The sequence below is a fragment of the Pseudomonas donghuensis genome (assembly GCF_000696345.2).
Taxonomy (GTDB): domain Bacteria; phylum Pseudomonadota; class Gammaproteobacteria; order Pseudomonadales; family Pseudomonadaceae; genus Aquipseudomonas; species Aquipseudomonas donghuensis.
In genome coordinates this window covers 3103642-3126108 of sequence record NZ_CP071706.1, presented here as the reverse complement: position 1 = coordinate 3126108, position 22467 = coordinate 3103642, and the positions used below count along the sequence as shown (strand labels likewise).

Genomic DNA, 22467 nt, shown 5'->3' with positions numbered 1-22467 from the left:
CTCCCTGGTAGCAATGCTTATGAATGCCTTCAGGGCCAGCATAGTCAGGCAAATGCCGGCGCGCGAGCCCGGACACAAAGGTCGACCGTTTCGGCAAATGTCATCTAGCCTGTGCTGAGGCGTTGTTGCGCTTGCCCACGGTACAAGGACGGCATCATGGAAGAACCCCTAGCGGATAGACCCAGCGTGCTGCTGGTCGACGACGAAGCCTCGATTCTCAACAGCTTGCGCCGCCTGCTGCGCAGTCAGCCTTACGAGCTGTTGCTGGCCGAAAGCGGCGCCCAGGCCCTTGAAGTGCTTGAACAGCGCCCGGTCAGCCTGGTGATCAGCGATGCACGCATGCCCAACATGGACGGCGCCACCTTGCTGGCGCACATCCACCAGCGCTTTCCCGCGACCTTGCGGATCCTGCTGACCGGTTATGCCGACATGGATACCATCGCCAAGGCGATCAACGACGGCCGGATCCACCGCTACATCAGCAAACCCTGGAACGATGAAGAACTCCTGGTGACCCTGCGCCAGGCCCTGGCCTACCAGCACTCGGAAAGCGAACGGCGGCGCCTGGAGCAGCTGACCCAGGCGCAAAACCAGCAACTCAAGGCGCTCAACGCCAGCCTCGAACAGCGCGTCGCGGCGCGGACTGCAGAGCTGCAGCAAACCGCCGACATGCTCGACCTGGCCTATGAAGAGCTCAAGCGCAGCTATGTCACCGGCACTGAAGTGTTTTCGCTGCTGGCCAACCTGCGCCTGCCCAAGGCCAAGCAGACCAACCGCCAGGTCATCGAACTGATCCGCGTGTACTGCCGCCGCCACGGCCTGGACGAAAGTCGCAGCCGCGACCTGAGCATGGCGGCGGCGTTGTACAACATTGGCAAGATGAGCTGGAACGACAGCATGCTGACCTGCCCGGCAGACCTGCTGCCGCACGCCGAGCGTGACCTGTACCGGGCCTACCCGAAACACAGCGAATCGTTGGTGATGACCCTGGAACCGATGAAGGAAGCGGCGCGAATCATCCTCCACCATCAGGAGCGCTGGGATGGCAGTGGCTTCCCCGCACGCCTCAGGGGCGAAGCGATTCCAGTGGGGGCGCGCTGGTTGAAACTGGCGGTGGATTTCATCGAGCTGCAACGCGGCTTGATCCTCGAGCGGCACATGAACAGCGACGAAGCGCTGGTGTACATCCGCAAATACGCCGGCAAGCTCTACGACCCGGGGCTGGTGGAGGATTTCGTCAAGGTCTGCGCCGAGTTCCTCAGTGACGTGACCCTGGCCGACCCGTCGGTCAAGGTCATGACCACCCGAGAGCTGGCCGGCGGCATGGTCCTGGCGCGCAATCTCAATGCGGATAACGGCATGCTCCTGCTCAATGCCGGCAAAGTGCTGAGCGAGGCGCTGGTGGAAAAGCTGATTGCCTTCGAAGAGATGGAGGGCGGCAAGTACAGTGTTTTCGTCAAAATCCCCGAAGAGCAGGCGCTGCCTGTCGTCGCGGGGTAGACGGTTGATGTGCTGGAGTACAAATGTACTCCTGGGTGCCGGGCCACTCCTCGCGCCGCGCCGCCGCTCCCGCAAGGCGGCTACACTGTTTCTACTGCCCGCTACCCCGGAGTCCATCATGAACAGGTTGCCATCCGTTGGCCTGTGCCTGGCTTTGTCGGCTGTGTGTGCCCAGGGCTGGGCCGAGACCGTGGTGCCGATCAAGGGCCAGAGCGCCGAGCAGGTACAGATCGATATCAACGATTGCCATAACATTGCGGCCAGTTCGGCCACCACCGAGGCGCATGTCGGTGGCCGGGTGCGCGGCGCTGCCGTCGGTGCCGCGGCCGGCGCGGCGGGCGCCGAGGTGCGGGGCCGTCAGCATGACGAGCTCTACGACCGGGTCGACGATGACGTCAAGCAGGACTACCGGCAGAACCGCGCGCAGGAGACCGCTGCTGCCGGGGCTGTGGTGGGTGGCGCGCGCCAGCGTCAGGAGCGTCGTCAGGACCGGCGCAGCACTGCATCGAGCAGTGCCTCGGCCTACACCAGTTGCCTGCAGGGCAAGGGTTATCAGGTCACGCCATAAGCGCCGCTGGTCGGCTAGTCTGCTGGTTTTGACCGGTAGGCAGGCAGCCGAAGATTACGCCGGTTTCAATTCGCTGATGAGCAGTGATTGAACCTCGGCAAAGCACTTCTCGGCAATCGCCGAACGCGGTTCGGTTCGGCGCAGCAGCAAGCCGATCGGTGCGTGCACACTGGCAGCACTGATCGGCACGATGCGCAGGTGCTCGCTCAAGCCTTCCAGGCCGTAATCCAGCGGCATGATCGCGCAGCACATGCCGGCGCAGGCCGCCTGGATCAGCTGATAACTGGAGTCGCTTTCCAGCACCGCATGGGGCTGCAGGCCGCGGCTGCGAAAGCTCAGGTCGACCGACTGGCGATAGTGCATACCCTTGCTCAAGAGCCCCAGGGGCACTTCGCTGACCGCTTCCCAGGGCAGTTCAGCCTGCTCGAACTGAAAATGGCGCACGTCATACAGCAGACCCATGCGCGTGGTGCCCAGCTCGATCACCTCGAAGTAGGTACTGTTGATCTGGTCCAGGTAGCAGATGCCCAGGTCCAGCTGGTTGCGGCTCAGGCCATCGGTGATCTGCTCCGAGCTCAAGGACGACAGCTGAAACTGCAGCTCCGGATAGCGCTGGGCCAGGGGCTGGAGAAACTGCATGGGGTTGAAGCTCGACAGCGGCACCATGCCCAGGCGCAGGCTGCCGACGATCTGCCCACGGCAGCTGGCCGCTTCGGCCTGCAGGCCGTCATAAGCGGCCAGCAGGGTACGGGCCCAGGCCAGGATGCGCTCGCCAGCCTCGGTAAAGCCTTCAAAGCGCTGGCCTCGGGTCACCAGCACAAGGTTCAGTTCGTCCTCCAGGTTGCGCAAGCGCATCGACAGTGTCGGCTGGGTGATGTGGCACAGTGCTGCGGCCTGGCCGAAGTGGCGGGTCTGGTCCAGGGCGAGGAGAAACTTCAGTTGTTTGATATCCATGGCACAGCCTGGCAAGTCAGTGGGGGCGGGTGGCAAAACGGTAAAGCAAAAGGGTCTGGGCCGTCCAATGAGCATTAGTGACCGGGTGATAGAGGCGCTTGATCAGCGGCGCTGTGCATAGACGATAGATCAACTCGATAAGCCGGTCGGATCTATCGATTGGACGCTGTTGGTGTTTGCCTCTAGCGTTGCTCGCAACTTCCTGTCTGCTGCCAAGGGGCTTTGCATGAGTATCAAACTGGATGCGGCGTTCGTGCCGTTGAATATCGCCGTACTGACCGTCAGTGACACCCGCAGCTTCGACACCGACACCTCCGGCGAGCTGCTCGCCAGCCGCGCGGTGGAGATGGGCCATCGCCTGGTTGCGCGGGTGTTGCTCAAGGATGACCTGTACAAGATTCGCGCCCAGGTGGCGGGCTGGATTGCCGAGGATGACGTGCAGGTGGTGCTGATTACCGGTGGTACCGGTTTTACCGGGCGCGACAGTACCCCGGAGGCGGTGGCCTGTTTGTTCGACAAGCACATCGACGGTTTTGGCGAGCTGTTCCGCGCCTTGTCGATCCTGGACATCGGCACCTCCACCGTACAGACCCGCGCCCTGGCCGGCCTTGCCAACGGCACCCTGGTGTGCTGCCTGCCGGGCTCCACCGGCGCATGCCGCACCGCCTGGGAAGGCATCCTCGCCGAACAGCTGGACGCCCGCCATCGCCCTTGCAACTTCGTCGCCCATCTCAAGCCTGGCACGCTGTGCGAATCGCGTCAGTGAACTGATCGCGGGGCAAGCCCGCTCCTACAGGTCTTGCACTGATTCTGTAGGAGCGGGCTTGCCCCGCGATGAGGCGCTTCAGCTCAAGACAAAATCCACCGGCAACAGCGGCGGCGGCAGGTCCTTGCGCCCGGTTGCACCCAGCAGCTCGCGCTCCAGCGTACGCACCATGGCATCGGTGGGCAGGTCGTTCTCGTCACGGCCGAACGGGTCTTCCAGCTCGTCGCTGATCGCATCCAGGCCAAAGAAGGTGTAGCTGACGATCAAGGTGAAGATCGGTGCCAGCCAACCCAGCGGCTCGGCCATGGCGAATGGCAACAGGATGCAAAAGATGTAGATGGTGCGGTGCAGCAGCAAGGTGTAAGGGAAGGGCAGCGGCGTGGTCTTGATCCGCTCGCACACCGCCTGCGCTTGCGACAAGCCGCGCAGGCGCTGCTCGAGGTTGACGTAGCGCCATTCGCTGATCTGCTGTTGCTCGGCCAGTTGCGAACAGCGCTTGCCGATGCTTTGCAGGATCCCGTCGCTGATGTTGTACAGCGGCAAGTTCGAAGACTCTGCCACCCAGGGTTGCGCGGCGTGCAGCTCATCTTCGCCACGCAACCTGGCATTGAGCGCATGGGCATAACCACACAGCGCCAGCAGCAATCCATCGCGGGTCTGGCGGTCGGCAATCACCACGCTTTCGCGAATGAACGAGCGCACCTCGATGATCATCTCGCCCCAGGCCTTGCGCCCCTCCCACCAGCGGTCGTAGCAGGCGTTGTTGCGAAAGCTCATGAAGATCGACAGGGAAATACCCAGCAAGGTAAAGGGGGTGGCGTTGACCTTGGCGAAGAACGCCGGGTGCAGGTTCTCCACCAGCACGATCAGTGACGCCAGGGCGGTGACCATCACGCTGCGCCGGGCAATACGCTTGGCAATCGAGCCTTTGAGGGACACCAGGACGTTGAGCAGGTTGGGTTTGGGATGGACGATCATCGGAGTCTAGCCGCCAGTCATGTTCATGAAGCGCAGGATCTGCACCTCACCGTTGATATCGAAGGTGTGGCTGTAAGGCTTGAGGGTCATGGCCTGGCGGATGGCCTTGTCCAGGCGTTCGGTATCGCCCGGGTGGGCACGCAGGACCTGCTTGAGGTCCGCGGAGTGTTCATTGCCCAGGCACAGCAACAGCCGCCCTTCGACGGTCAGGCGTACGCGGTTGCAGGTGCCGCAGAAATTGTGGCTGTGGGGCGAGATGAAGCCGATGCGGATCTCCGGGGCTTCGGCCAGGCGCCAGTAACGCGATGGACCCTGGGTCGATTCGGCCGACTCGAGCAAGGTGAAGTGCTCGGCGATACGCGCACGCACTTCGTCGCTGGAGCAATAGGACTCGCTGCGCTGGTGTTCGTTGATCACGCCCAGGGGCATTTCTTCGATAAAGGAAATGTCCAGTTGGCGGTCGATGGCAAAGCGCACCAGGTCGACCACTTCATCATCGTTACGGCCCTTGAGCACCATGCAGTTGAGCTTGGTCCGGCGAAAGCCTGCGGCATGGGCGGCATCGATGCCGGCGATCACCTGGGCCAGGTCGCCGGTGCGGGTCAAGGCCTTGAAGCGCTGGGCATCGAGGCTGTCGAGGCTGATGTTCAGGCGCGACAGGCCGGCATCGAACAGCGGCTGGGCCAGGCGCGTGAGCTGCGAGCCGTTGCTGGTCATGCACAACTCGCGCAGGCCGGGCAGGGCGGCAATGCGTGCGCACAGGCCGACGATGCCGGCGCGCACCAACGGCTCGCCACCGGTCAGGCGGATCTTGCGCGTGCCCATGGCGACGAAGCGTTCGGCGACCTGGTACAGCTCCTCAAGGGTGAGGATGCGCTGGCGCGGCAGGAACTGCATGTCTTCGGCCATGCAATAGACGCAGCGAAAATCGCAGCGATCGGTCACCGACATGCGCAGGTAATCGATTTTACGACTGTAGCCGTCGACCAGTTGTTTGCCGGTTGCACTCATGATGGGCAGGGCCTCTTATATCGCGGCAGTGTTGCTGTTTGCGGAATAAATCTTTGCTGTTTATCGAGGGTAAATAGCCTGGGCAAGTGGGTCAAATCACTAATAATGACCAAACGATAAGGTTCATCTATCGGCGGCTTGAGAGTCCCGTATCCAGGGGCTTTCGGCGCGCTGATAGAGGGTTTTGATCAGTCCGTCAGTTCTTTTGATTAGACGCAAAAGTCCACGCTCAATAGGCTCAAAAGGGAGAAAACGAAGTTCGTCATTAACCACGATGTCATTAACACGTTGTGCGTTGGCGACACATTAAAGATGCCCTGCGTGCCAAGCGAGGAAGCCCTGATGAGCCAAGATGAACATATAAAAAACTATGACGCCCCCGCCGCCGGTTGGGGCGCGCTGAAAAGCGTGACCAAGAGTTGGCTGGGCAGTGAAAACGCCTTCAAGAACCTGCGGGTGATGCTCAAGACCAACCAGAACGGCGGTTTCGACTGCCCCGGCTGTGCCTGGGGCGAGTCGCCGGAAAGCGGCATGGTCAAGTTCTGCGAGAACGGCGCCAAGGCGGTCAACTGGGAGTCCACCGGGCGCCTGGTCGATCCGGATTTCTTTGCCCGCTACAGCGTCACTGAGCTGGCCCGGCAAAGCGACTACTGGCTTGAGTACCAGGGCCGCCTGACCCACCCGATGCGCTACGACGCCGCCACCGATCACTACGTCGAAACCAGCTGGGAAGACGCCTTCGCGCTGATCGCCAAGCACCTCAACAGCCTCGAATCCCCCGACCAGGCCGAGTTCTACACCTCGGGCCGGGCCAGCAACGAAGCGGCGTTTCTCTACCAGTTGTTCGTCCGCGCCTATGGCACCAACAACTTTCCTGACTGCTCGAACATGTGCCATGAGGCCAGCGGCGTCGGCATGTCGGAAACCCTCGGAGTCGGCAAGGGCACCGTGGTGTTCGACGACCTGGAGCACGCCGACGCGATCTTCGTCATCGGCCAGAACCCTGGCACCAACCACCCGCGCATGCTCGAACCGCTGCGCGAGGCGGTCAAACGCGGTGCCCAGGTGATCTGCCTGAACCCGCTCAAGGAGCGTGGCCTGGAGCGTTTCCAGCACCCGCAACACCCGTTCGAGATGCTCAGCAACGGCTCGGAACCGACCAACACCGCGTACTTCCGCCCGGCCCTGGGCGGCGATATGGCGGTGATGCGCGGCATCGCCAAGTTTCTGCTGCAATGGGAACGCGAAGCCCAGGCCAAGGGCGAGCCCGCGGTGTTCGACCATGCCTTCATCGCCGAGCACACCTCGGGGCTCGACGCCTACCTGGCCGAAGTCGATGCCACCCGTTGGGCGCACATCGTCGAGCAGTCGGGCCTGAACCTGGCCGAGCTGGAGCTGGCCGCACGCATGTACCGCCGCGCCGAGCGGGTGATCATGTGCTGGGCCATGGGCGTGACCCAGCACCGTCATTCGGTGCCGACCGTGCAGGAGATCATCAACCTGCAATTGCTGCGCGGCAACGTCGGCAAGCCTGGCGCCGGGCTGTCGCCGGTGCGCGGCCACAGCAACGTGCAAGGTGACCGCACCATGGGCATCGACGAGCAGCCACCGGCACGCCTGCTCGATGCCCTGGAAGCGCGTTTCGCCTTCAAGGCCCCGCGCCTGCACGGGCACAATGCGGTGCTGGCGATCCAGGCCATGGAAGAACAGCGCGCCAAGGTGTTCATCGCCCTGGGCGGCAACTTCGCCCAGGCCACCCCGGATACCCCGCGCACCCACGATGCCCTGCGCAACTGCGAACTGACCGCGCACATCGCCACCAAGCTCAACCGCTCGCACCTGGTGACTGGCCGCGATGCACTGATCCTGCCGTGCCTGGGCCGTACCGAAATCGACGTGCAGGCCGAAGGGCCGCAAGGCATCACCGTCGAAGACACCTTCAGCATGGTGCATATCTCCCACGGCCAGCTCAAACCCTGTTCGCCGCTGCTGCGCTCGGAGCCGTCGATCGTCGCCGGTATCGCCAAGGCGACCCTCGGTGACCGACCGATCGACTGGGAGTGGACCGTTGCCGACTACAGCCGCATCCGCGACCTGATTGCCGACGTCATCCCCGGCTTTGCCGACTTCAACGCGCGCCTGCAGCACCCCGGCGGCTTCCACCTGGGCAACACCGCGGCGCTGCGCGAATGGCACACGCAAAGCGGCAAGGCGCAGTTCACCCCCAGCGTATTGCCGGCGCAACTGGTCAATGAAGAGGTCCTGGCCCGTGGCGACACGCCGGACCTGATTCTGCAGACCCTGCGCTCCCACGACCAGTACAACACCACCCTGTACGGCCTCGACGACCGCTACCGAGGGGTGTTCGGCCTGCGTGACGTAGTCTTCGTCAACGCGCAGGACATCCAGCGCCTGGGCTTCAAGCCCAATGACAAGGTCGACCTGGTGTCGCTCTGGGAAGACGGCCGCGAGCGCCGGGTCAGCGGTTTTGTCCTGGTCGCCTACGACATCCCGCCAGGGCAGGCAGCGGCCTACTATCCGGAGACCAACCCCCTGGTACCGCTGGAAAGCTACGGCGACCGCACCTTCACCCCGACCTCGAAGTTCATCGCGATCAAACTCGAGAAAGCCAGCGCCGACAACCTGATTCCTTCAGCGCACGTCTGACGCCTTACTCGATTTCCACTCACTGACTGAAACCCGGACCCTGCAGCCGCCATTCGCTGGCGGTTGCAGGTGGGCCGGCGCTTTCTCGGGATACTGTCATGTTCAATCTGGATGCGTTGGATCTGGCGCGGATTCAGTTCGCCTTCACGGTCTCGTTCCACATCATCTTTCCGGCGATTACCATCGGCCTGGCCAGCTTTCTGGCGGTGCTCGAAGGTTGCTGGCTGAAAACCAGTAACCAGGTCTACAAGGACCTCTATCACTTCTGGTCCAAGCTGTTCGCGGTCAACTTCGGCATGGGCGTAGTCTCCGGCCTGGTCATGGCCTATGAGTTCGGCACCAACTGGGCGAGGTTCTCCGACTTTGCCGGGAGCATCACCGGGCCCTTGCTCACCTACGAGGTGCTCACCGCGTTCTTCCTCGAAGCGGGCTTTCTCGGTGTGATGCTGTTTGGCTGGGACCGGGTAGGGCGGCGCCTGCACTTTTTTGCGACGATCATGGTGGCGATCGGCACGCTGATCTCGATGTTCTGGATTCTCTCGTCCAACAGCTGGATGCAGACCCCGCAAGGCATCGAGATCGTCGACGGCCGCGTGGCGCCGGTGGACTGGTTCAAGATCGTCTTCAACCCGTCGTTCCCCTACCGGCTGATGCACATGGCCCTGGCGGCGTTCCTCTCCACCGCGTTCTTCGTCGGTGCCTCGGCGGCCTGGCATTTGCTGCGGGGCAACAACACGCCGCAAATCCGCACGATGCTGTCGATGGCGATGTGGATGATCCTGGTGGCCACGCCGGTGCAGATTGCCGTTGGCGATGCCCATGGCCTGAACACCCTGGAGCACCAGCCGGCGAAAATCGCCGCCATTGAGGGCCACTGGGACAACACCCCCGGCGAGCCGTCGCCGCTGGTGCTGTTCGGCCTGCCGGACATGCAGGCCGAAACCACCCGTTACAGCCTCGAAGTGCCGTACCTGGGCAGCCTGATCCTGACTCACAGCCTGGACAAGCAGATCCCGGCGCTCAAGAGCTTTGCCAAGGAAGACCGGCCCAACTCGACGATCATCTTCTGGAGCTTCCGGGTCATGGCCGGGCTCGGGATGTTGATGCTGCTGTGCGCCGTGGCTGCCCTGGTGCTGCGCCGCAACGGCGCGCTGTACCGCAACCGGGTCTTCTTGTGGCTGGCCTTGCTGATGGGACCGTCCGGGCTGATCGCCTTGCTGGCCGGCTGGTTCACCACTGAAATTGGCCGCCAGCCCTGGGTGGTGTACGGGTTGTTGCGCACCACCCAGGCGGCCTCCAACCACGGCGCCGTGCAAATGAGCGTGACCCTGGCGTTGTTCGTGGTCATTTACTTCTCGGTGTTCACTGTCGGCATCGGCTACATGATGCGCCTGGTGCGCAAGGGGCCGAACGCCGCCGATGCGCTGCACACCGTTGATGCCACCGCGCGCAGACCGCTGTCTGCGGCTGATTGAGAGAGGATTTCAACATGGCAATTCAAGGCATTGACCTGTCGATCATCTGGGGCGTGATCATCGCCTTCGGGCTGATGATGTACGTGATCATGGATGGCTTCGACCTGGGCCTGGGCATCCTCTTTCCGCTCATTGAGGATTCCCGCGAGCGTGACGTGATGATGAACACCGTGGCCCCGGTGTGGGATGGCAACGAAACTTGGCTGATACTCGGCGGCGCGGCGTTGTACGGCGCCTTTCCGCTGGCCTATGCGGTAATACTCGAAGCGCTGTACCTGCCGTTGGTGCTGGTGCTGGCCGGGCTGATCTTTCGCGGCGTGGCCTTCGAGTTCCGCTTCAAGGCCCAGGCGCACAAGCGGCACCTGTGGGACAAGGCGTTCATTGGCGGCTCGATCGTTGCCACCTTTTTTCAAGGGGTGGCGATCGGCACCTATATCGGTGGCATCCCGGTGGTCGACCGCCAGTTCGCTGGCGGCGCCCTGGACTGGCTGGCGCCGTTCCCGCTGCTGTGCGGCGTCGGCTTGCTGCTGACCTACGCCTTGCTCGGCAGCACCTGGCTGCTGATCAAGACCGAGGGCATGCTCGAGTCGCGCATGCGCCATTACAGCCGGCCGCTGACTTACCTGCTGGCGTTGGTGATTGTGCTGATCTGCGCCTGGACGGCGTGGCTGCACGCCGATATCGCCCAGCGTTGGCTGGCCGGCAGCCACTGGATGCGCTCGCTGCTGATTGCCGTGCTGGCCGTCGGTGCAGTGGTGGTGATCCAGAAGACCCTGCGCAAACGTCACTCGCACCTGCCGTTCATTGGCGTCGTGGCCCTGGTGTTTCTTGGTTACCTGGGCCTGGCAATCAGCATCTGGCCGAACATCGTGCCACCCGGCGTCAGCCTCTGGCAGGCCGCTTCGCCGCCGTCCAGCCAGCTGTTTGCCCTGATCGGCGCGCTGTTCATCATCCCGGTGATCCTGGTTTACACCTTCTGGAGCTACCACGTGTTCCGCGGCAAGGTGAAAGTCGGCGACGCCTATCACTGAGGCCCATGGTGAATTTTTTTACCGGGGCACCAGGCCAGGGAACTCAAGGCTACTTGCGGCAATCCTAGTTGAGGTAGGTACACGTTATCCGGAGGCACCATCATGCGCCGTTTACTGTTTGTTTCCTCGCTTGTGCTCTGTCTGCCCTTCGGCTCGGCCCTGGCCCGTGTCGACGCGGGTGATGTTGCCACCTCGGCGGGGATTTCCGCTTCGCTGTATTCAACGTTCAAGGATGACAAACGGATCATCCCGGCACGTGACGACGCGTCGTCGTTCATCGCCAGTGGCGGTGCAATCCGCGGGGTGTATCTGGAGTCGATGCTGCAGAGCATTCGCGCGCAGAACCCGGACCTCAACGCCAGCGATGAAGCGTTGGCCCGGGCGATCCTGCTGCAGGACGCGTTTGGCGCCGGGCAGTAAAGCCCTTGTGGGTGCGGCGCCACGCCACGGCAGTGGCCGCACCGCACGTCTAAATCCCCAAGCCTAATGGCTACCTGCCATTGCGCTTCTGCTATACCTCTATCCCTGCCAATACCACTTCAGGAAGGATTCCGATGGGGGCATCCAGCAGGGAGCAGGGCGCCGAAGCCAACGGCGTGATGGGGCCGTCGCCGGCCATGCAGGCTTTACATGCACTGATGGAGCGGGTAGCTGCAAGCGACCGGCCGGTGCTGATCTGTGGCCCCACCGGGGCTGGCAAGGAAGTCATCGCCCAGCGACTGCATCGCCTGAGTGCGCCAGGCAAGCCGTTCATCGACCTCAATTGCGGGGCGATCCCCGAGTATCTGCTCGAAGCGGAGCTGTTCGGTCATGCGCGAGGGGCATTCACCGGGGCCGTTGGCGAGCGGGCAGGGCACTTGCAGATGGCCGGTGCGGGCACGCTGTTTCTCGATGAAGTGGGCGAGCTGCCACTGGCCCTGCAACCGAAGTTGTTGCGTGTGCTTGAAACCCGCCAGTACCGTCCGCTGGGCAGTAGCGAAAACCGCCACTTCGCCGGGCGCGTGATCGCCGCCACCCACCGTGACCTCAAGGCGTTGGTGCATGAGGAGCGCTTTCGCGAAGACCTCTACTACCGCCTTGCCGTGTTCGAGCTTGAGCTGCCGAGCCTGGACGCCCGGCGCGAAGACATCCCCGGCCTGATCCAGTACTTCTGCAGCCTGCAGCCACGCCCGCTGACGTTCGACGCCAGGGCGACGGCGCTGCTGTGCCAACGGGACTGGCCTGGCAATGTGCGCGAGCTGCGTAACCTCATCGATCGTATCGGCGCCCTGGCCCAGAGCCCCGAGATCGACTGTGCCGCACTGCAGGCCTTTCTCGAGCCTGTGCAGCACTCGCCGCAGAAATGGGCAAACCTCGCCGAGGCACTGCTGCAGCTGGAAGGCAACGACAAGCTGGCCGCCGCCGAGAACCTGCTGGTGGAACATGCGTTGCAGCGTTGCAAGGGTAATAAAAGCGCGGCTGCGCAGTTGCTTGGGGTCAACCGCAAGGTCATCGAGCGGCGCCAGAAATTGCGCGCAGACAAGCGCCAGGCGGTAGAACGCTACCTTGCCCAGGGCCGCCTGCTGATCGAAGACGCCGACTTCCGTGGCGCCTTGCCGGTATTGCAAAAAGGCTTGCAAGTGGCAGGTGACGTCTTCGACTGCAAAGACCTGTGGCGCCTGCAGTTCGAATTGCACCGCTTGCTGGGTGTGAGTTTTCGCAGCATCGAGGGCTGGCTCAGCGCTACCAGCCAGGCCAGCTACCGTAGCGCCCTGGCCCTGGCGGCGGAACAGGGCACTTCAGACGAGCTGTCGTCGGTGCAGTTCGGTGTCTGGACCACCCAGTTGATGGGCCTGGAGTTGGGCAAGGCACGGGCTACCGCCCAGGACATGCTGCAGCGGGCGCAACAGGCCGGCCTTGGTGCCTTGCGCATCGAGGCCCATGTGGCCATGGCCAACACGTTGTTCTGGCTGGGCGATTTCGAGGAAAGCCTGGCCTGCCTGAACCGCGGTGAGCTGCTCAGCGAATACCAGCCGGACTGGCCCCAGACCCAGGGCCTGGACCTGATTGGCCTGGCAATCACCTTCGAGGGGCTGTCGGCCTTCGAGTTGGGCCGCTTCGCTCAAGCCCGCCATGCTCAGGCCCAACTCACGGCCCGTGCCGGGCAGACCGATGCCAACGCCTTCAACCGCGCCGTGGCCTTGCAGGGCGCGGCCTGGTTGGCGGCGGTGCTGGGCTTGCAGCCAGCCCTGGGCACCCTGGCGCGGGAGCTGGAGCAGTTGTCGGCGCGTCACGAGTTCTCGTTCTATCAGGGCGTCGGGCAGATCCTGCGCGGTTATCACCAAGGCTTGGAAGGCTTCTACGATGAAGGCGAGCGCGCCATCGCCGATGGCTATCAGCATCATGTCCTGCGCAACGGCGGTCAGCTGTTCCATGCGTTCCAGGCCTGGAAGCGCGCAGAAGTGTTGCTGCTGGCCGGACGGGTACGTGAAGCACTGGCGCTGGCAAACAACGCCCTGGACCTTGCCCAGGACCATCAGGAGCGTGCCTACCTGTGCGAGCTGATGCTGCTCAAGGGCCGTGCCTTGCTGGCTGCCGGCGAGCAGGATGAGGCCGAAAGCACTTTGCGCAACGCATTGTCCACCACCCTGACCCTCGGCAGCGTACCGGCGCGCCTGCGCACCGGCCTCGAACTGACCCGCCTGTTGCAGCGCGACGGTCGCCCGGAACAGGCCGCCCTGGTCCTGGAGCGGGCCTTGCGCGGCATCGAGGCGGATTGCGGCTACCCACCGGCGCAGCAAGCCAGTGACTGGCTGGCACGGCTGCGGCGCTGAAACCTCTACGGCGATTCACCCATAGACAACACCAGGAGCAAGACCATGGCTTTCGAGCTGGAACACAAGGATATGCGTGCGTTGATCGATGGTGGCTGCTTTTTCGGTAGTGGTGGTGGCGGCACGCGCACCTCGGCCTTGCACTTGCTGGAGTACTTCAAGGTCGGTGATTTTTATCCCACCAACCGGGTCACAGTGGTCAGCGTGGAGGAGGCGCGGGAGGGGGACGCTGCCGTACTGGCCTACATGGGGGCGCCGGAAGCCATCGCCGGTTGCCGCTACCCCCTTGGGCCGGTCCAGGCGTTGCAGAGTATTGCCCGGCGCCTGGCCAGCGAGGGCCGCAGGCTGGCTTATGTGGTGCCACCCGAGAGCGGTGCCCTGGGCTTTCTGGTGGCCTGCCTGGCGGCTGCGCGGCTTGGCCTGGCGGTGATCGATGCCGACGGTGCCGGACGCGCAGTGCCGTCGTTGCCGATGCTGACCTTCGCCGCCGTCCAGGTGCCGCCGCGGCCGGCCTTCGTGGTCAGCCACAACGGTCTTGAGGTGGAACTGAACGTAACCCCACCCACTGACGCTACAGATTACAACGATGATGCCAGTGTGATCGCCGAGCAAATGCTGCGGCCGATCGTCGCTTCGACGGCCTTTGGCGAGTTCGGTGGCTTGGCGCTGTGGGTCATGAGCGCTGAGCAATTGCCCCGGGCATTGCCGATTCGCGCCACCCTCAGCCGCGCCCTGGACCTGGGCCGGGCCTTGCATGCCGGCGAGCTGGGCAGCACCGAGGCACTGCTGGCATTCCTTGCCAGGCGCTGCGGCATCCAGGCCCGGGTGCTGTGCGGGCCTGCGCGTATCGACCACGCCGGGGCCAACACCATGGGTGGCTTTGATGTCGGCACCATCGACCTGCAAAGCGCCGATGCCAGCCTGCGCCTGTGCTACGAGAACGAGTCCTTATTGTTGTGGGACAGACACCAACCGCAACCGCTGGCCATGGCCCCGGACAGCATCAGCTGGTTTTTCCCGGGCCCGGGCCCGCAGGTGGCCTCCAACGGTGACCTGGTCGGCAATGACGGCCGCCTCGCTGCGCACTACGGCGGGCGGCCTGTCTGCCTGCTCGGCTGGCAGGCCGAGGCGCCGTTGCGGGTGCCTGGCGGGCTGATCCTCTGGAGCTTCGAGCAGTTGCTGGCAAGCCTGGGCTACCCCGGCCCGTACCGCAGCATCGGGCAATTGCAGGAGGTCCGCTGATGAGCCTGCGAATCGCCATGCTCGCACCGGTCAACAGCAGCGCCTACAACACGGCCCTGATGGCCTGCATCGCCCCGGTGGTACCGGCGGATGTCAGCGTACAGGTGTTCAACCTCGACCAGGGCAGCCCCAGCATCGAAAACCGCTTGAACCTGAGTGAAAATGCCCCGGCAGTGGTAGCGCTGGCCCAGCGCCTGGAGCAGGAAGGCTTCGACGGCATCTGGCTCAGCGACTTCGACATGTGCGGGGTGGAGGCGGCCAGGGAAGTCATCGACATCCCGATCATTGGCGGCTTCCCCACCTCGGCGTTCACCGCACTGGGGCTCTGCCAGCGGTTCTCGATCATCACCATCCTGCAGAGCACCCTGGCCCTGCAGCAAGGTCATGTGGCCGCCTACGGCCAGAGCAACAACTTTGCCTCGATCCGCGCCATCGACTGCCCGGTAGCGCGCTTGAGCGATGTCGATGTGGTGCTGGTCAAGGCACTGGAGGCGGGCTTGGCGGCCGTCCGCGAGGATGGTGCGCAGGCGTTGTTGCTGGGCTGCACCGGTTTCATGGGCGTCGCCGAACGGCTGTCGCGCCTGCTTGAGCAGGACCTGGGCTGCTATGTACCGGTACTGGACCCCAACCAGTGCGGCTTCAGTTTCCTGCTTTCGCTGGTGCGCATGGGCTTGCGCCCGAGCCGTTTGTGCTACAGCAAGGCGAGCCTGGGCTGAGGTGGTCGATTGCGTCCCCGGCCACGGGGACGCAATGGACGAAAACGGCCAACCCTCTTTTGTTGCATACAGCCAAGCTATTGATTTTACGGCCATTAGAAGCTTGGCACAGATGCTGCTGTTCTCTCCTGGCGTGGCAGACGACCTGCCCGCATACAACACGACAATGGAGAGTGTCATGCCCAACTACTACGTGGACTTCAATAACAACACCAGTGAAACCTGGACCATGGGGGTGTATCAGGAACTGCCAGGATCGGTCGGATTGGAGAGTGTTTCCTGGAAGCAGACCACTGTGCCGCAGATGGGTGAAAGTGGCGTGGAATGGGAGGTTGACTACAACGTCGCCATCGCCAACTACAAACAGAACGGCGGGATTGGCGTGTACAAGGCCAGCCAGACCCTGGGCGCCAGCCTGGGCTCGGTGTGGGACTGCGTGTTCGAAAACAACGTGCAACAATTGCGTCTGGCCAGCGGATCCACCTTGCCTGACTCGATTCTGATTCGTAACGCCTCCAACCAGCTTGCCAACCTGGGCATCGGCATGAGCGGCCAGGGGGCGGTGTACAAACGCAATGTCGTCGGTGGCGGCTCAGCTCAGTTCCAGGTCACTCCGACCTATTACTTCGGGCTGTTCAATAACCTGGTGCTCGGTGAAGTGATCAGCAGCAACGTGGTGGTCGGTCCACAGAAACTGGTGTTCCCGTCCGGGTTGAACTGCGCCACCGTCACCGCCCGGATGGACGGTGCCAATATCAAGTTGAGCGTTGCCTATTCGCAGGTGTCCTCGGTGTCTTACGAGGTGGTCAATCGCCTGCGTGCCATCCAGCTGGAACGCACCGGCGAACTGCTCGAGCGCGCCTAAGCCTTGCCCTCGGTGTGCTGCGCGCATGCGCGGCCCACCCGGGGTGCGGTTTGCCATTTCTGCAAGGAGCTGATCATGAACGAAGCTGTTAAATCCCAAGCCCTGACCCAAGACGGCCCGCTGGCTTTCACCAGCGACAAGGGTGTCTCGCCCACGCAACTGGAGAAGTTCGTCGCAACCGTCGACCTGCAGGCCGCCGAAGTGGCTCGCGGGCTGCTCGACAGCCTGAAGAAAGAAGGGGTGAAAGCCCGCGTGGAGCAGCGCCAGAACCAGTACCTGATTATTCAGGAATCGCTCAGCCCCAGTGTCGCCGAGCTTGCGGCGGTCGACCCGAACAGCCGGCCATCACGGATCCGGCTGTTTATCCGCAGTGCCGACGCACCGCCGACGATCAACGCCCTGCGGCTGTTTTTCCGCGACTGGCGGGCGGTGGCCGGGCTGGTCGCTGTCGGTACCGCCTGGCAGGCCGGCCAATGGCTGATGACGGTGCGCCGGCGCGAAGGCCCAACCCAGCACTGAGGCCCTGTGAGTTACAGGATGCTGCTCAAGCAGGGTTCAGGCCGGCGCGGCCAACTCGGCAAACAACGGGTGACCTGCAAGCACAAGCCTGGCCTGAGTAGTGGCGGCAAGCACCGCTTGCTCATTGATGGCCAGGCCCTCCAGGTAGACGAAGTGCACATCCTGCAGGCCCAGTGTACCGAGCACATGGCGCAGGTAGGGGCTGAGAAAATCCGGCTGGCGGGCCCGCGCTCCCCGATGAAAACCACCTGAACTGACGATCACGTAGACTGGCCGATCCCCCAGCAGGCCGACCTTGCCGTCAGGGCCGGCAATGAAGGTGCGGTGGATTCGCAGCACATGATCGATCCATAGCTTGAGTGCTGCCGGTACGCTGAAGTTATGCATGGGGGTTGCGATCAGCAGTACCTCACACCGTTCCAACTCGCTGACCAGTACCTCGGAGTGGGTAAATACCGGGTCGTGTGCGGGCGTCAGCCGGGTCAGTGCAGTCGCGTAACCCGCGCTCAGCGGCGCCAGTGGCGCTGCAGCCAGGTCACGCAGGGTGACCTTGAGCTGAGCGTGCCGTTGGCGGATACAGTCGACCATTTCACTGGCAAGGCGCAAGCCAATCGAGGCGCTGCCACGCATGCTGGCATTGATCAGCAGCAGGTTATCCATGGCGCTGCCCCTCGGCTGCGGGCAATGCCTGGACGAAATGCATGCCTTTGGCCAGCAGTCCCTCGCGATAGTAGAAGCGCTGAGCCAACGGCATATGCAAGCCGGTATCCAGCACCAGGTACGCATGGCCGTAACGCAGGCCCTCTGCGCGTGCCGCATCGAGCAAGGCTGCGCCCACGCGCAGGCCGCGCATTGCGGGGGCAACGACCAGATCGTCGACGTAGGTAAAGCGCCCATAGAGCAGGTTTTCGCTGATCCGCACACCGGCCAGGCCCAGCAGCTGCTTACCGTAAAAAGCCCCGAGCAGCCTGTAGCCTTGCTGCGCTTGGCGCCTGACTTGCTGAGCGAACGCGTCGGCGTCAACCAGGTGCGGCCGCAGCTCGCGCATGAGCTCGAATGCCGCCTGCTGTTCGGCACCTTCTTGCAGGTATCGGATGGTTGCCTGTTCGCCCACGGGTATCTCCCTGATCAATTTGAGGCGTTACTTTACGGCCGCGACGGACTACCTTATAGGTCCAAAAAATGCACAAATGACTAGGACATGCCGAATTCCTGCCCGCCACCCAACCCGCATGCGGCGACGCCGATCTATCGTCAGGTTTATCTGCGTTTTCGCCACGCCATCAGTGCCGGGCGCCTTCAGCCTGGCGAGCGTCTGCCGTCGGTTCGGGCCTTGGCGGCGGAACTTAACCTGGCGCGCGGTACGGTCGAGGCGGCTTACCAGATGCTCGCCGGTGAAGGCTATGTGCAGACCCGAGGGCCGGCCGGTACGGTGGTAGCGCCGTTGCTGAGCCCGACCCCGGTTGATGCCGGTGAGCGGCGGCTTGACCCGCCACAGACATTCCCTAAGCCTGCAGCGCTTGCGCCAATGCCTTTGCAGATGGGGCTGCCGGCGCTGGACGCGTTCCCGCGCAAACTGTGGACGCGCCTGCTCGGTCGCACCTTGCGCCAGAGCGGCCTGGATGGCCTGGTATACCCGGACCCTCAGGGGGACCTTGCACTACGCCGTGCGTTAGCGAGCTACCTGGGGGTATCGCGGGGGATTTCCTGTACAGCGGAGCAGATTTTTATCTGCGCCGGATACCGTGCCTGCCTCGACCTGATATGCCGCAGCCTGCTGCACGATGGTGATCGCTGCTGGTTCGAAGACCCGGGTTACTTCCAGGCCAGGCGCTTTCTTGAGCAAGCCCGGGCGCAGTTGGTCTCGATTCCGGTGGATGCCGACGGCCTGGTTGTCGAAGCCGGTATGGTACTGGCCCCGGACGCGCGCTTCGCCCTGGTCACGCCTCATCACCAAAGCCCCCTTGGGGTCACGCTCACGCTGCCCAGGCGCCAACGCCTGCTGGAATGGGCCAGCAGCCAAGGCAGCTGGGTCATAGAGGACGACTACGATAGCGAATACCGTTACCGCGGTCGTCCGGTGCCGGCACTGAAGAGCCTCGACACGCAGGGACGGGTCCTGTACTGCGCCACCTTCAGTAAAGTGCTGGCGCCAGGCATGCGCCTGGCTTACCTGGTGGTACCGCAGGCTCAGGTGGCCCGCTTCGCCACGGTGGCAGGGGACATGCAGAACCACTGCCCGCAGCTTTTGCAGGCGACGGTGAGCGCATTCATCGAAGCGGGGCACTTTGCCAGGCACTTGAGGAGGATGCGTGGCCTCTACGCCGACAGGCGCAGGTACCTGGTCGACGCCTTGCAGGCCGAGGTGGGCGAGCACCTGCAACTGGACGACAGGGCGGGTGGCATGCACCTGGTGGCACATCTGGCCGGCGGCCTTGACGATTGCACGATCGCCAGGCGCGCGCACCACCTTGGCCTGGCGATTGAACCCCTTTCCAGCTGGTATCGCGGGCACGGGCAACGACACGGCCTGTTGATCGGCTTTACCAATGTCAGCAGCCGCGAGCAAGCCGCTGAGCTGGCCAGGCGGTTACGCCTGGCGATGGACCTTTAGCCGGGCGTGTGCGCTCGTGCTGGCGGCGATCAATTGCGATCGATCCACACCGTCTGCGCGTTGCAGAACTCGCGCACGCCGAAGTGCGACAGCTCACGGCCAAAACCGCTTTTCTTCACGCCGCCGAAGGTCACCCGTGGGTCACTGGCGCAGTAGCCATTGATGAACACGCCGCCGGTGTCCAGCTCAGCGGCCAGTTGTTCGGCCAGCGCGGCATTGTTGGTGTAAAGGGTCGAGGCCAGGCCGAACTCGCTATCGTTGGCCAGCTCCAGGGCATGGCGGGCATCGCGGGCGGTGATGATCGAGGCCACCGGGCCAAACAGCTCCTGCTTGAACGAGGTCATCTGGTCGGTGACGTCTGCCAGTACCGTCGCCTGGTAGTAGTTGCCATTGCCTTCGACCTTGCCTCCACCCAGCAGCAGTGTTGCACCCTCGGCCAGGGTCGCCTGGACTTGCTGGTCCAGTTCGTCGCGCAGGTCAAAGCGCGCCATCGGGCCGATGTAGGTGTCGGCGGCGTGCGGGTCGCCCATCACCAGGGCTTTGGTGGCGTCGACGAACTTGCGGGTGAACGCCTCGACCACGCCTTGCTCGACGATCAGCCGCTTGGCGGCGGCGCAGACCTGGCCAGTGTTCTGGTAGCGGCCGATCACCGCGGCCTTTACCGCTTCATCGAGGTTGGCATCGTTGAGCACGATGAACGGGTCGGAGCCGCCCAACTCCAGTACGCATTTTTTCAGCGCGGCGCCGGCCTGAGCGCCGATGGCGGTGCCGGCCCGCACGCTGCCGGTCAGGGTCACGGCGGCGATGCGCGGGTCGGCGATGGCCTTGGAGACGCCATCGGGAGTGACGTTGATCACCTCGAACACCCCTTCAGGGAAGCCGGCGCGCTTGAACGCCTCGAGCAGCAGGTAGGCACTGCCCATCACGTTCGGTGCGTGCTTGAGCACATAGGTGTTGCCGGCCAGCAGCGCCGGCACGGCGCCGCGCAGCACCTGCCAGATCGGGAAGTTCCACGGCATTACCGCCAGCAGCGGGCCGAGCGGACGGTATTCGATGCGGGCCTTGCCAGCGGGTACCTGGGCAGGCTCGGCCTGGAGCATGGCCGGGCCGTTGGCGGCGTACCATTCGCACAACTGGGCGCATTTTTCGATTTCACCCCGCGCCTGGGTGACCGGCTTGCCCATTTCGTCGGTGATCATCCGGGCCATGGCTACGGCGTTGTCGCGCAGGGCGCCGGCCAAGGCCAGCAAGCGCTCGGTGCGGGCCGCTACCGGCGTGCGGCGCCAGGCGGCAAAACCTTGGGCAGCCCGGGCCAGGGCGGCATCCAGAACGGCGTCGCTTTCATAGGCGTAGTGGCCGATCTGCTCGCCGCTGGCGGGGTTGATCGACAAAGCATGGGTCTGGAAGTTGATCGCGGTCATCACGGCGGTCCTGAGGGGAGAAGAACGGCTTCAGACTACTGCGTTGTATCTTTGCCTGAAACTGAATAATACTGAGCAAAACATTCACGTAGAGAGAATGAGCATGGACCTGGTGCAACTGGAGATGTTCAAGGCGGTGGCCGAACAAGGCAGCATCAGCGCTGCGGCCCAGCATATCCACCGCGTGCCGTCGAACCTGACCACGCGGATCAAGCAGCTGGAGCAGGAGCTGGGTGCCGAGCTGTTCATTCGCGAGAAAAGCCGCTTGCGCCTGTCGCCAGCGGGCTGGAACTTCCTCGACTATGCACGGCGCATTCTTGACCTGGTGGCTGAGGCGCGGCTGACCGTGGCCGGTGACGAGCCGCAAGGCGCCTTCGCCCTCGGCTCGCTGGAAAGTACCGCCGCTGTGCGTATTCCGACGTTGCTCGCGGCGTACAACCAGGCCTACGCCAAGGTCGAACTGGACCTGACCACCGGTCCTTCAGGCGCGATGATCGATGGCGTACTCGCCGGGCGCTTGAGTGCGGCGTTTGTCGATGGGCCGGTGCTGCATCCGGCGCTGGAGGGCGTGCCGGTGTTCGTCGAAGAGATGGTGCTGATCGCGCCGCTCAACCATGCGCCGATCACCCGCGCCAGCGAGGTCAATGGCATGACCATTTACGCCTTTCGCGCCAACTGCTCGTACCGGCATCATTTCGAAAACTGGTTTGCCCAGGACGAGGCGGTGCCGGGCAAGATCATCGAAATGGAGTCGTACCATGGCATGCTCGCCTGCGTCAGCGCCGGTGCAGGCCTGGCGCTGATGCCGCGCAGCATGCTCGAAAGCATGCCCGGGTGCAGTACGGTCAGTGTCTGGCCGTTGTCGCAACGCTTTCGCTACCTGCGTACCTGGCTGGTGTGGCGGCGGGGCACGGTGTCGCGCAGCCTGAGGACTTTTGTGCAGTTGCTGGAGGCGCGGGGCGAGGTGCTCAAGGTCGAGGAGGCGCAGTGAAGTGTGCGGCGGCGCCTGGATTTGCGAGCGCTGCGCGCTCGATCGCCGGCAAGGCCGACTCCCACAGGTTCGGTGGCGTCAGGATGTCCGCGCTGCGCACACCACGTAACTGGTCCGCAAGCTCGGCATTGATCGCCACCAGCTTGGCAATGTTCTGCCGGGCCTTGAGCAACTCGGTGTTGAGGTACTCGGCTTCGTTGGTCATCAGTACCACCTGATGCTTCCACATTTCCACCAGGGTCGGTGAATCAGGCGCGGCGAAGTCTTCATCGTAGTCGTTCATCATGTGTACTCGTTGATGCTGTATGCATATACAGTAATCCATGTTTACAACCT

21 protein-coding genes are annotated in these 22467 nt (G+C 63.5%); 14 read left to right on the top strand and 7 right to left on the bottom strand.

Annotation, left to right across the window (positions count from 1 at the left end):
* The first annotated feature begins 156 nt into the window (after positions 1 to 156).
* Positions 157 to 1500, top strand: a complete 1344-nt coding sequence (nosR, locus tag BV82_RS14700) for a response regulator c-di-GMP phosphodiesterase, NosR family (RefSeq protein WP_036997154.1) — start codon at positions 157 to 159, stop codon at positions 1498 to 1500.
* A gap of 118 nt (positions 1501 to 1618) precedes the next feature.
* The gene (locus BV82_RS14695) at positions 1619 to 2068 is read left to right on the top strand and encodes a YMGG-like glycine zipper-containing protein (protein WP_010220135.1); all 450 of its coding nucleotides are present in this window, start codon (positions 1619 to 1621) and stop codon (positions 2066 to 2068) included.
* 54 nt (positions 2069 to 2122) lie between these two features.
* Here the strand turns inward: BV82_RS14695 and BV82_RS14690 are convergent, their stop codons facing one another.
* Entirely contained in the window at positions 2123 to 3022 is a 900-nt protein-coding gene (locus tag BV82_RS14690) for a LysR family transcriptional regulator (protein ID WP_036997156.1), read from the bottom strand.
* Between the two features lie 226 nt (positions 3023 to 3248).
* Between BV82_RS14690 and moaB the strand changes: the two genes are divergently transcribed.
* Positions 3249 to 3788 carry a molybdenum cofactor biosynthesis protein B gene (gene moaB / locus BV82_RS14685; RefSeq protein ID WP_010220133.1) on the top strand — a complete coding sequence of 180 codons (540 nt, stop codon included), beginning with the start codon at positions 3249 to 3251 and terminating at the stop codon, positions 3786 to 3788.
* Positions 3789 to 3866: 78 nt separating this feature from the next.
* Here the strand turns inward: moaB and BV82_RS14680 are convergent, their stop codons facing one another.
* Both BV82_RS14680 and moaA read right to left on the bottom strand, forming a co-directional pair.
* Positions 3867 to 4766, bottom strand: a complete 900-nt coding sequence (locus BV82_RS14680) for a bestrophin family protein (RefSeq protein WP_036997158.1) — start codon at positions 4764 to 4766, stop codon at positions 3867 to 3869.
* Positions 4767 to 4772: 6 nt separating this feature from the next.
* Positions 4773 to 5777, bottom strand: a complete 1005-nt coding sequence (gene moaA, locus BV82_RS14675) for a GTP 3',8-cyclase MoaA (RefSeq protein ID WP_036997160.1) — start codon at positions 5775 to 5777, stop codon at positions 4773 to 4775.
* A 342-nt stretch (positions 5778 to 6119) separates the two neighbouring features.
* On the opposite strand from moaA, the gene BV82_RS14670 reads away from it, so the two are divergent.
* The 9 genes from BV82_RS14670 (at position 6120) to BV82_RS14630 (ending at position 17105) form a co-directional block, all read left to right on the top strand.
* Positions 6120 to 8444, top strand: coding sequence for an FdhF/YdeP family oxidoreductase (locus BV82_RS14670; protein ID WP_036997162.1), 2325 nt, complete (start codon positions 6120 to 6122; stop codon positions 8442 to 8444).
* A 98-nt stretch (positions 8445 to 8542) separates the two neighbouring features.
* Positions 8543 to 9919, top strand: coding sequence for a cytochrome ubiquinol oxidase subunit I (locus BV82_RS14665; protein WP_036997164.1), 1377 nt, complete (start codon positions 8543 to 8545; stop codon positions 9917 to 9919).
* A 14-nt stretch (positions 9920 to 9933) separates the two neighbouring features.
* A complete protein-coding gene (cydB, locus tag BV82_RS14660) occupies positions 9934 to 10950 on the top strand; it encodes a cytochrome d ubiquinol oxidase subunit II (RefSeq protein ID WP_036997167.1) in 1017 nt (338 codons plus the stop codon).
* Positions 10951 to 11052: 102 nt separating this feature from the next.
* Positions 11053 to 11370, top strand: coding sequence for a DUF2388 domain-containing protein (locus tag BV82_RS14655; RefSeq protein WP_010220126.1), 318 nt, complete (start codon positions 11053 to 11055; stop codon positions 11368 to 11370).
* A gap of 134 nt (positions 11371 to 11504) precedes the next feature.
* A complete protein-coding gene (locus tag BV82_RS14650; RefSeq protein WP_036997170.1) occupies positions 11505 to 13763 on the top strand; it encodes a sigma-54-dependent Fis family transcriptional regulator in 2259 nt (752 codons plus the stop codon).
* Positions 13764 to 13808: 45 nt separating this feature from the next.
* The gene (locus BV82_RS14645; protein ID WP_010220124.1) at positions 13809 to 15005 is read left to right on the top strand and encodes an S-methyl thiohydantoin desulfurase domain-containing protein; all 1197 of its coding nucleotides are present in this window, start codon (positions 13809 to 13811) and stop codon (positions 15003 to 15005) included.
* Positions 15005 to 15721 (top strand): aspartate/glutamate racemase family protein, encoded by a 717-nt coding sequence (locus BV82_RS14640; protein ID WP_010220123.1) that lies wholly within the window; start codon positions 15005 to 15007, stop codon positions 15719 to 15721. The genes BV82_RS14645 and BV82_RS14640 overlap by 1 nt, the downstream gene beginning before the upstream one ends.
* 178 nt (positions 15722 to 15899) lie before the next feature.
* Positions 15900 to 16586, top strand: coding sequence for a hypothetical protein (locus BV82_RS14635; protein ID WP_010220122.1), 687 nt, complete (start codon positions 15900 to 15902; stop codon positions 16584 to 16586).
* A gap of 75 nt (positions 16587 to 16661) precedes the next feature.
* Positions 16662 to 17105: a hypothetical protein gene (locus BV82_RS14630; protein WP_010220121.1), complete on the top strand. Its 444-nt coding sequence runs from the start codon at positions 16662 to 16664 to the stop codon at positions 17103 to 17105.
* 36 nt (positions 17106 to 17141) lie between these two features.
* Here the strand turns inward: BV82_RS14630 and BV82_RS14625 are convergent, their stop codons facing one another.
* On the bottom strand, positions 17142 to 17765 hold the full coding sequence (locus BV82_RS14625) for an FMN-dependent NADH-azoreductase (RefSeq protein WP_010220120.1): 624 nt from the start codon (positions 17763 to 17765) through the stop codon (positions 17142 to 17144).
* Positions 17758 to 18219 carry a GNAT family N-acetyltransferase gene (locus tag BV82_RS14620; RefSeq protein WP_010220119.1) on the bottom strand — a complete coding sequence of 154 codons (462 nt, stop codon included), beginning with the start codon at positions 18217 to 18219 and terminating at the stop codon, positions 17758 to 17760. Before BV82_RS14620 ends, BV82_RS14625 begins: the two co-directional genes overlap by 8 nt.
* Positions 18220 to 18306: 87 nt before the next feature.
* On the opposite strand from BV82_RS14620, the gene pdxR reads away from it, so the two are divergent.
* A complete protein-coding gene (gene pdxR / locus BV82_RS14615; RefSeq protein WP_036997172.1) occupies positions 18307 to 19719 on the top strand; it encodes a MocR-like pyridoxine biosynthesis transcription factor PdxR in 1413 nt (470 codons plus the stop codon).
* Positions 19720 to 19748: 29 nt separating this feature from the next.
* Here pdxR and BV82_RS14610 read toward each other — a convergent pair whose 3' ends face one another.
* Complete coding sequence (locus BV82_RS14610; protein ID WP_036997174.1) at positions 19749 to 21140, bottom strand: aldehyde dehydrogenase family protein; 1392 nt, start codon at positions 21138 to 21140, stop codon at positions 19749 to 19751.
* 103 nt (positions 21141 to 21243) lie between these two features.
* On the opposite strand from BV82_RS14610, the gene ptrR reads away from it, so the two are divergent.
* A complete protein-coding gene (ptrR, locus tag BV82_RS14605) occupies positions 21244 to 22131 on the top strand; it encodes a putrescine utilization regulator PtrR (RefSeq protein WP_010220116.1) in 888 nt (295 codons plus the stop codon).
* Here the strand turns inward: ptrR and BV82_RS14600 are convergent.
* Positions 22109 to 22414, bottom strand: coding sequence for a hypothetical protein (locus tag BV82_RS14600; protein ID WP_010220115.1), 306 nt, complete (start codon positions 22412 to 22414; stop codon positions 22109 to 22111). The genes ptrR and BV82_RS14600 overlap by 23 nt on opposite strands.
* Between the last annotated feature and the right edge of the window lie 53 nt (positions 22415 to 22467).